We start from the raw sequence: 7,675 nt of genomic DNA, 5'->3' as shown, positions 1-7,675 counted from the left end.
CTGGCTCGGCCCGGACGACCCGGTGCGGCTGGTCCCGGTCGCGGCGGGGGACGACCTGACGCTCGGCGGGCACCGGGTCCGCGTGCTGCCCGCGGCCCACCGGGTCATGGCCGACGGCGACGCGGTGCTCTACGACGTGACCGGACCGGACGGCGCCCGCCTGCTGTGGGCCTGCGACACCGGACCGTGGCCGGACGACTGGTACGCCGCGGTGGCCGGTGCCCGGTACGACGCCGTCCTGCTGGAGCAGACCCACGGCGTGCACACGGACCTCGGCGACGGCCACCTGCACCTGGGCACGTTCGGCACGGTGCTGGACCGGCTGCGGGCGTCCGGCGCGGTCGACGAGCGGACGCAGGTGCGCGCCGTCCACCTCGGTCACCACAACCCGCCCGAGCCGGAGCTGGCCGTCGCGCTCGGGGCCCTGGGCGCCCGCGCCGGGAACGACGGCGAGCGGCTCGCCGTGCCCGGGCGTCGGTAGCGGTCCGGCGCGCTAGTACGGTCGCCGCATGGGGAACGCACCGCTCGTGGTCGTCATGGGCATCTCCGGCGTCGGCAAGTCGGCGGTGGGCCACGAGGTGGCCGACCTCCTCGACGTCGCGTACGCCGACGGCGACGACCACCACCCGCAGGCCAACATCGACAAGATGTCCGCGGGCGTCCCGCTGGACGACGAGGACCGCTGGCCCTGGCTGCGCTCCGTCGGGCAGTGGCTCGCCGACCGGTCCGACGTCGGGGGAGTGATCAGCTGCTCCGCGCTCAAGCGCTCCTACCGCGACGTGCTGCGCGACGCGGCGCCGAGCGTGCTGTTCCTGCACCTGGTGGGCGACCACGACCTCATCGCCGACCGCATGGCGCACCGTGAGCACTTCATGCCGGTCTCGCTGCTGGAGTCCCAGGAGCGCACCCTCGAGCCGCTCGGCGACGGCGAGCGCGGCTGGGTGTACGACATCACGCCGCCGCCGGACGAGATCGCCCGCCACTTCCTCGCCGACGCCGGACTGGAGACCTCCCGATGACCGTCCCCTCGCTCGTCCTGCCCGCCGCGACCGACGCGGTCGAGCCCGTCGCCGGCGACAGCCAGCTCGTCACCGCCGCGCTGCTGGGCATCGCCGTCATCGTCCTGCTCATCACCTGGGTCAAGCTGCACCCGTTCCTCGGCCTGACCATCGGCTCGCTGGTGGTGGGCGCCGTCGCGACCCTGCCGATGACCGACGTCGTGACGTCGTTCAGCAACGGCTTCGGCGACACGGCGGCCGGCGTCGGCATCCTCATCGCGCTCGGCGCGATGTTCGGCAAGCTGCTCGCCGACTCCGGGGGAGCGGACGCCGTCGTGGACGCCATCGTCGGACGCTCGAGCCCGCGCGTGCTCCCGTGGGCGATGGCCGGCATCGGTGCGCTCATCGGCCTGCCGATGTTCTTCGAGATCGGCCTGGTCCTGCTGCTGCCGGTCGTCTTCCTCGTCGCCAGGCGCGCCGAGCAGAACGTCGTCGCGCTGGGCATCCCGGCGCTGGCCGGCCTGTCGGCCATGCACGCCTTCGTGCCGCCGCACCCCGGTCCGCTGGCCGCCATCGACAACGTCGCGCCGACCTCGGCCTCACGCTGGGCCTGGGCATCCTCGTCGCGCTCCCGACCATCGTGGTCGCCGGCCCGCTGTTCGGCATGCTCGCCGCCCGCTGGGTCCACCTGCCCGCCCCGACGACGTTCGAGCGCACCAACGTGCCCGAGCACGGGGCGCGTCCGTCGTTCGGTGCGACGGTCGCGACGATCCTGCTGCCGATCGTGCTGATGATGGCCAAGGCGATCGCCGACGTGCTCGAGGCGTCCGGCTGGGTCCGCAAGGCGCTCGACTTCCTCGGCACGCCCACCATCGCGCTGCTGCTCTCGGTGCTCGTCGCGATGGTCGTCTTCGGCCGCGGCGCGCGCATGACCCGGCCCGAGGTCATGAAGGTCGTCGAGAACTCGCTGCCCGGCGTGGCCGGCATCATCCTCATCGTCGGCGCGGGCGGCGGCTTCAAGCAGACGCTCATCGACACCGGCATCGCGCAGGTGGTCGCCGACTGGGTCAAGGACTCGGGCTTCTCCGTCCTCGTCCTGGCCTGGCTGGTCGCGGTCGGCATCCGCCTCGCCACGGGCTCGGCGACGGTGGCCACCGTCACCGCCGCCGGCATCATGCAGCCGATCGCCCAGGACCTGTCGTCGGTCGAGACGTCGCTGCTCGTGCTCGCCATCGGCGCCGGCTCGGTGTTCTTCTCGCACGTCAACGACGCCGGGTTCTGGCTGGTCAAGGAGTACTTCCGCATGGACGTGCCCCAGACCATCAAGACCTGGTCGCTCATGGAGACCGTGCTGTCGGTGACCGGCCTCGTCGTCGTCCTGCTGGCCGACCTCGTCGTCTAGCCGGCACGGACCGCTCGCGCGGCGCGCCCGGCGAGGGACGCACCGCGCGCCGGCCGCGGGACCGTCAGCTGCCGGTCTTCGTGACCCCGAACATCAGCACCCGGCGCTCGACGTCGTAGAACACCTTGTCGGTGTTCGCGAGGGTGTCCTGCAGGTTGTCGGCGTCGTCGGCCGTCAGGGTGAGGACCTCCTCCCAGGCGCCCTCGTCCAGCACCAGCTGCAGCGTCCACAGCCCGGGCCCGCCGGACTCGCCGGCCGTCCAGCTGAACTGGTAGTGGCCGAGCTGCCGTACCTTGAGGCTGTCGTCGGTCATGCGTGGTCCTGCCATGCTCGCTCCTCGGGTCGAGGTGGCCGTGCCGGTCACCGAGTGGTCCACGCCCGCGTCCGGGCGGGATGCGATCGGGGTACTCCGGTGGCGTGCCCGCGAACGGGCCCCGCCGCGCGCCGGGTTGGAGACCTCCGGGCCGGTCTGGCAGAATGATCCCTTGTGTCCGCGGGGCACGGGACCCTCTCAGCCCGTGCCTGCCGGTCCCACGACCTTCCCCGGGTCCGCGTCCCCACACGGTCCCGGCGGTCACCACACTCGAGCTCCAAGGAGACACCACAACCGTGGCAGTCAAGATTCGCCTCAAGCGCATGGGCAAGATCCGTGCTCCGTACTACCGCATCGTCGTCGCCGACTCGCGCACCAAGCGCGACGGTCGCGTGATCGAGGAGATCGGCACGTACAACCCCAAGACCGAGCCCTCCACGATCTCGGTCGACTCCGACCGCGCGAAGCACTGGCTCTCCGTCGGCGCGCAGCCGACCGAGGCCGTCGCCGCGATCCTCAAGATCACCGGCGACCTGGGCGGCGGTGCGAGCACCCTCAAGACCCCCACGGCCAAGCGCGACAAGGCCGAGGCGTTCAACGAGGCGCTCAGCGAGATCCACGCCGAGCCGAAGTCCGAGGCGACCACCGCCAAGAAGCCGGCCAAGAAGAAGGCCGACGAGCCGAAGGCCGACGAGGCCAAGGCTGACGAGGCTCCCGCCGAGACCCCGGCCGCCGAGGCCGAGACCCCGGCGGACGAGTCCTGACGATGGGCGCCCCGCTCGACGAGGTCATCGAGCACCTCGTGGCCGGCATCGTCGACCACCCCGACGACGTCGACGTGCGTGCGAAGTCGACCCAGCGCGGTGAGCTGTTCGAGGTGCGGGTCAACCCCGCCGACCTCGGCAAGGTGATCGGCCGTCAGGGCCGCACCGCCACCGCCATCCGCACGGTCGCGGGCGCGCTCGCCGGCCGCGGCGGTGCGCGCATCGACTTCGTCGACGTCGACCGCCGGAGGTAGCGACGTGCGTGTCGTGGTCGGCCGCATCGGCCGCGCCCATGGCATCCGTGGCGAGGTCAGCGTCGAGCCCCGCACCGACGAGCCCGAGCGCAGGTTTGCGCCGGGCTCGTCGGTCGTCTCGGGCTCGCGGACGCTGACGATCGTCGCGGTCCGCCACCACTCGGGTCGTCTGCTCGTCCGGTTCACCGGCGTGGACGACCGCACCGCCGCCGAGGCCCTGCGCGGGCTGCTCCTGGAGGTCGACGTCGACCCCGCCGAGCTGCCCGAGGACCCCGACGAGTTCTACGACCACCAGCTGGAGGGCCTCGAGGTCCGCAGCGCCGGCGAGGTCGTGGGCACCGTCGCCGAGGTCGTGCACCTGCCGGCGCAGGACCTGCTGCTGGTGAAGCTCGACGGCCGCGAGGTCTTCGTGCCGTTCGTCACCGAGATCGTCCCGGTCGTGGACGTCCGCGGCGGCTTCGTCGAGGTCGCCGACGTGCCGGGCCTGCTGGACCCGGCCGAGGCCGACGTCGTCCCCACCGACGAGGGCTGACGTGCGCATCGACGTCGTCTCGATCTTCCCCGCCTACCTGGACGCGCTCAATCTGTCCCTGGCCGGGCGCGCCCGCGCCGCGGGCCTGCTGAGCATCCACACGCACGACCTGCGCGACTGGACGCACGACCGGCACCGCACGGTCGACGACACCCCGTACGGCGGGGGAGCGGGCATGGTCATGAAGCCCGAGCCGTGGGGCGAGGCGCTCGACGCGCTCATGACCGACGACGCCGTGCTCGTCGTCCCGACCCCGTCCGGGCACCGCTTCACCCAGCCCGTGGCCCACGAGCTGGCCGTCGAGCAGCACCTCGTGTTCGCGTGCGGCCGCTACGAGGGCATCGACCAGCGCGTGCTCGACCACGCGGCGTCCCGCTGGCGCGTCCGCGAGCTCTCGCTGGGCGACTTCGTCCTCAACGGCGGCGAGGTCGCAGCGCTGGCGATGATCGAGGCCACCGTCCGGCTCGTGCCGGGCTTCATGGGCAACCCGCAGTCCCTCGCCGAGGAGTCCCACGGCGACGACGGTCTGCTCGAGTACCCCGTCTACACCAAGCCCGCGTCGTGGCGCGGGCACGACGTGCCCGACGTCCTGCTGTCGGGCCACCACGGCGCCATCGCCGCCTGGCGCCACGAGCAGTCGCTGGCCCGCACCCGCGACCGCCGGCCCGACCTCCTCGCGGGCGAAACGGACTCGTAACACCTCTGCCGGTCATGTAACGCCGCGGACACCGGACGGCAAACCCCGCCGAACAGGGGCGCGTCACGCTGACGCCAGGTCCGCGGAGCAACGACGCACTCGTGGACGTCCCCTTGTTCACCAGTGAAGAGGTTTGAGATGGAAGCGGGAACTATCTGGCTGCTGGTCTGCGCAGCCCTGGTCTTGTTCATGACCCCCGGCTTGGCGTTCTTCTACGGCGGCCTGGTGAAGGCCAAGAGCGTCGTCTCGATGATGATGCTCAGCTTCGGCGCCATGGGCCTGGTCTTCGTGCTGTGGGTCCTCTACGGCTTCAACATGGGCTCCAACGGCAGCGACGTGATCGACGGCTGGCTGGCCAACCCGTTCTCGGACTTCGCCCTGTCGGACATGGCGGCCAACAACCCCGAGGGCCTCGCCTCGGTGGCCTTCGGCTCGACGTTCGCGGTCATCACCACCGCCCTGATCTCGGGCGCCGTCGCCGACCGCGCCCGCTTCCTGCCGTGGATGATCTTCGCCGGCATCTGGGCGACGCTCGTCTACTTCCCCTCGCAGGGCTGGGTGTGGGGCTTCGACGACGAGGGCCTCACCGGCTGGATCGGCACGTTCACCGTCGGTGACGCGGCCCCGATCGACTGGGCCGGCGGCACGGTCGTCCACATCAGCGCCGGCGCGGCCGCCCTGGCCCTCGCGCTGGTCCTGGGCAAGCGCGTCACGGGCTTCACCAAGGAGGACGCCGTCCCGCACAACGTCCCGCTCGTGCTCATCGGCGCCGCGATCCTGTGGTTCGGCTGGTTCGGCTTCAACACCGGCGCGGCCGTCGAGAACGGCCAGGGCGCGCTGATCTTCCTCAACACGATCGTCGCCCCGGCGGCCGGCCTGCTCGGCTTCGTCGTGATCGAGCACCTCAAGGAGGGCAAGGCCACCGCGGTCGGCGCCGCCTCCGGCGTCGTCGCCGGCCTCGTCGCCATCACCCCGGCGTGCGCCAACCTGACGCCGTTCTGGTCGATCGTCCTCGGCCTGGTCGCCGGCATCGCCTGCGCGTTCGCCATCGACCTGAAGTACAAGCTCGGCTACGACGACTCGCTCGACGTGGTCGGCCTGCACCTGGTCGCCGGCGTCCTCGGCTGCCTGTACCTGGGCTTCTTCGCGACCGACACCGGCCTGTTCGTCGGCGGCAACATCGACCAGCTCATCGCCCAGGTCGTCCCGGTCGTCGTCGTCATGGCCTACTCCTTCGCGGTGGCCTTCGCCGTCGCGACCGTCCTGGACAAGACCATCGGCTTCCGCGTGAAGGAGGAGGACGAGGTCGCGGGCATCGACTCGGCGCTGCACGGCGCCGGCTACGCCTTCGACTGAGCCACCCCGCGAGGCCCCGCCGGACACGCTCCGGCGGGGCCCTCGCGCGTCCGGGTCGATTACCGTGGCGCGGACGCCGTGTGGCAGACTTGACCCTCGGTGTCGCACCACGCTGCCGCAGGGGCACGGTGCACGACGACGCCACCTCAGACTCAGCACCACCGAACCCACCGTGGCCGACCTGCGGCTGCTGCGAGAGAAGAGAAGATCATGGCCAACGTCATCGACCAGGTTGCCGCTCAGTCGCTGCGGACGGACGTCCCCGCGTTCCGCGCCGGCGACACCCTCAAGGTCCACGTCAAGGTCGTCGAGGGCAACCGCTCCCGCGTCCAGGTCTTCCAGGGCGTCTGCATCAAGGTGCAGGGCTCGGGCATCGGCCGCACCTTCACGGTCCGCAAGGTCAGCTTCGGCGTCGGCGTCGAGCGCACCTTCCCGCTGCACACCCCGGTCATTGAGAAGATCGAGGTCGCGACCCGCGGCGACGTGCGTCGCGCCAAGCTGTACTACCTGCGCAACCTGCGCGGCAAGGCGGCGAAGATCAAGGAGAAGCGGGACGTCTGAGCTCGTCCGCGACGAGCGACGGGCTAGGCTCGCGGCGTGACCCAGCAGGCTGACAAGCGGCACCTCCCGATCTGGCAGGAGACCGTCCTGCTCGTGGTCACCGCGGTGGTGATCGCGGTCGTCGTCAAGACCTTCTTCCTCCAGGCGTTCTACATCCCGTCCGGCTCCATGGAGCCGACGATGGTCGAGAACGACCGCCTGCTGGTGCAGAAGGTCTCCTACTGGTCCGGCGACCCCGAGCGCGGCGACATCGTCGTCTTCGACGACCCCGGGGGCTGGCTGGCCGAGGACGAGTCGCGCGTCGCGACGAACCCGGTCCAGAAGGCCCTCGAGGTCGTCGGCCTGTACCCGACCGGCGGGCACCTGATCAAGCGCGTCGTGGGCGTCGGCGGCGACACCGTCCGCTGCTGCACCGACGACGGCCGGCTCACGGTCAACGGCACGGCGGTCACCGAGAAGTACCCGCTCGACCCCTCGGTGACGGCCGACCAGCCGTTCGAGAAGAAGGTGCCCAAGGGCTACCTCTGGGTCATGGGCGACAACCGCGACAACTCCGCGGACTCCCGCGCCCACCTCGGCGACCCCGGCGGCGGCTTCGTGCCCGTCTCCGACGTCGTCGGCAAGGCCTGGCTGCGCGTCTGGCCCTTCGACCGCTTCGGCCTGGTCAAGGGCACGCACGCCTTCGACGACGTGGCGGACCCGAAGCCGTGACCGCCACGGTCGAGGCCCCCCGGCGCGGACGTCCCCCGCACGGGCCGCCCCCGACCCTGCGCGTCGAGCGCCGCATGCTGCGGGGAG

9 protein-coding genes and 2 pseudogenes are annotated in these 7,675 nt (G+C 71.7%); 10 read left to right on the top strand and 1 reads right to left on the bottom strand.

Annotation, left to right across the window (positions count from 1 at the left end; all coding sequences use genetic code 11):
* From AC2W7G_RS05620 to AC2W7G_RS05610, 3 genes and pseudogenes are all read left to right on the top strand, one after another.
* Positions 1–481: pseudogene (locus AC2W7G_RS05620) on the top strand (MBL fold metallo-hydrolase); the annotation flags it as partial.
* 28 nt (positions 482–509) lie between these two features.
* Positions 510–1,019, top strand: coding sequence for a gluconokinase (locus tag AC2W7G_RS05615; protein WP_485867570.1), 510 nt, complete (start codon positions 510–512; stop codon positions 1,017–1,019).
* Positions 1,016–2,400, top strand: a pseudogene (locus AC2W7G_RS05610) (GntP family permease). Before AC2W7G_RS05615 ends, AC2W7G_RS05610 begins: the two are co-directional and overlap by 4 nt.
* Positions 2,401–2,464: 64 nt before the next feature.
* Here AC2W7G_RS05610 and AC2W7G_RS05605 read toward each other — a convergent pair.
* Entirely contained in the window at positions 2,465–2,713 is a 249-nt protein-coding gene (locus AC2W7G_RS05605; protein WP_485867569.1) for a hypothetical protein, read from the bottom strand.
* A gap of 296 nt (positions 2,714–3,009) precedes the next feature.
* Here AC2W7G_RS05605 and rpsP point away from each other — a divergent pair, with 296 nt between their 5' ends.
* The 7 genes from rpsP to lepB all read left to right on the top strand — a co-directional run bounded on the left by rpsP (position 3,010) and on the right by lepB (position 7,588).
* A complete protein-coding gene (gene rpsP, locus AC2W7G_RS05600; protein WP_485867568.1) occupies positions 3,010–3,477 on the top strand; it encodes a 30S ribosomal protein S16 in 468 nt (155 codons plus the stop codon).
* A gap of 2 nt (positions 3,478–3,479) precedes the next feature.
* Positions 3,480–3,731 carry an RNA-binding protein gene (locus AC2W7G_RS05595; RefSeq protein ID WP_485867567.1) on the top strand — a complete coding sequence of 84 codons (252 nt, stop codon included), beginning with the start codon at positions 3,480–3,482 and terminating at the stop codon, positions 3,729–3,731.
* Positions 3,732–3,735: 4 nt separating this feature from the next.
* Positions 3,736–4,263 carry a ribosome maturation factor RimM gene (rimM, locus tag AC2W7G_RS05590; RefSeq protein ID WP_485867566.1) on the top strand — a complete coding sequence of 176 codons (528 nt, stop codon included), beginning with the start codon at positions 3,736–3,738 and terminating at the stop codon, positions 4,261–4,263.
* 1 nt (position 4,264) lies between these two features.
* On the top strand, positions 4,265–4,960 hold the full coding sequence (trmD, locus tag AC2W7G_RS05585) for a tRNA (guanosine(37)-N1)-methyltransferase TrmD (RefSeq protein ID WP_485867565.1): 696 nt from the start codon (positions 4,265–4,267) through the stop codon (positions 4,958–4,960).
* A 138-nt stretch (positions 4,961–5,098) separates the two neighbouring features.
* Positions 5,099–6,316, top strand: a complete 1,218-nt coding sequence (locus AC2W7G_RS05580) for an ammonium transporter (RefSeq protein WP_485867564.1) — start codon at positions 5,099–5,101, stop codon at positions 6,314–6,316.
* 210 nt (positions 6,317–6,526) lie between these two features.
* Complete coding sequence (rplS, locus tag AC2W7G_RS05575) at positions 6,527–6,877, top strand: 50S ribosomal protein L19 (RefSeq protein ID WP_485867563.1); 351 nt, start codon at positions 6,527–6,529, stop codon at positions 6,875–6,877.
* 36 nt (positions 6,878–6,913) lie between these two features.
* Positions 6,914–7,588: a signal peptidase I gene (gene lepB / locus AC2W7G_RS05570; RefSeq protein WP_485867562.1), complete on the top strand. Its 675-nt coding sequence runs from the start codon at positions 6,914–6,916 to the stop codon at positions 7,586–7,588.
* Positions 7,589–7,675: the final 87 nt, after the last annotated feature.

It is taken from the genome of Aeromicrobium sp. PFPM2_SD2 (genome assembly GCF_057364525.1).
This window is presented reverse-complemented; position numbering and strand designations above follow the sequence as displayed.